Raw genomic sequence first — 1,241 nt, forward strand, 5'->3', positions numbered from 1 at the left:
GCAGGCCAGCCAGCCGCTGTACCACCCGCAGCGCCGCGCCCAGCAGCAGCAACTACAGCTGCAGGCCGACATGGCCGAGCTGCAGTGGCAGGCCGCGCACCAGCAGGCCATGCTGCGCACCGCCGAGCGCTACCTGGACGCCGCGCTGGCGCAACAGGCGCTGCTGCTGACCCGCCAGCAGCTGCAGGCCGTGCAGCGCGCGCTCGAAGAAGCGCAGGAGCGCTTTCGCATCGGCGACGCGCCCATCACCGACACCCACGAGGCCGGCGCCCGGCTGGCTGCACTGCAGGCGCAGGAGCTGGCCGCACAGGTCGAGCTGCAGGTCAAGCTGCGCCTGCTGGCCGACAGCACCGGGCTGCCGCCCGAGACACTGCAGCCGCACCTGCCAGCCGCCGCTGCGGCAGTGGCCACGGCCAGCACTGCCCTGCCCCTGGCGCACTGGCAACAGCAGGCCGAGGACGGCAACCCCGGCATCCGCCTGCAGCGACTGGCGCAGGAGCTGGCGCACGCCGAGGCCGACAAGCACAGCGCCCGCGCCGCACCCAGCGTCGAGCTGGTCGCCCAGGCCGGGCAGGAGCGCCTGCACGGCAGCGGCGACTTTGGCCGCTCGCGCAGCAGCGCACGCAGCGCCAGCGTGGGCGTGCTGCTCACCGTGCCGCTGTACACCGGCGGAATGCGCGAGGCCCGGCAGGAGCAGACCCTGCGCCAGCTCGAGCAGGCCCAGGCGCAGCTGGACAGCACGCGCCAGCAGGTGGCCAGCCAGACCCACGCCGCCTGGCTGGGCCTGTCCGCCGGGGCGCAGCGCGTGCAGGCCCTGGAGCACGCGCTCCAGGCCAGCCAATCCCGCCTGGACGCCACGCGCACCGGGCGCGAGGCCGGCGACCGCACGCTGCTGGACTTGCTCAACGCCCAGAACGACGCCGCCGCCACCGCACTGGCCCTGAACCAGGCACGCAGCGCCCTGCTGCTGGACGGGCTGCGCCTGGCGCTGCTGGCCGGCCAGCTGGACGAGCAGCAGCTGCGTGCCGCCAGCCAGCTGCTGCACGCACAAGCGCCCACGCCCGCAAACCCGCAACCGGCCACTGGCCAGGAAACAAGGAGATGACCATGCGCATACATCCGCAAAGCAGCAGTCCGGAAGCGGCGGGAGCCGCCCGATCAGGTCCCGCCCTGCCCCTGAGCCGCCGCAGTTGGCTGGGCGCTGCCGCGGGGGCAGGAGTGGCCGCCGGCATCGGCTTCGC

1 protein-coding gene is annotated in these 1,241 nt (G+C 74.4%); it reads left to right on the forward strand.

The window, feature by feature from the left end:
- A partial coding sequence (locus tag A612_RS13780; RefSeq protein WP_019375044.1) for a TolC family protein occupies positions 1-1,105 on the forward strand: 1,105 nt, incomplete at its 5' end.
- Positions 1,106-1,241: the final 136 nt, after the last annotated feature.

This window comes from Melaminivora alkalimesophila, assembly GCF_000282995.1.
Taxonomy (GTDB): domain Bacteria; phylum Pseudomonadota; class Gammaproteobacteria; order Burkholderiales; family Burkholderiaceae_C; genus Melaminivora; species Melaminivora alkalimesophila.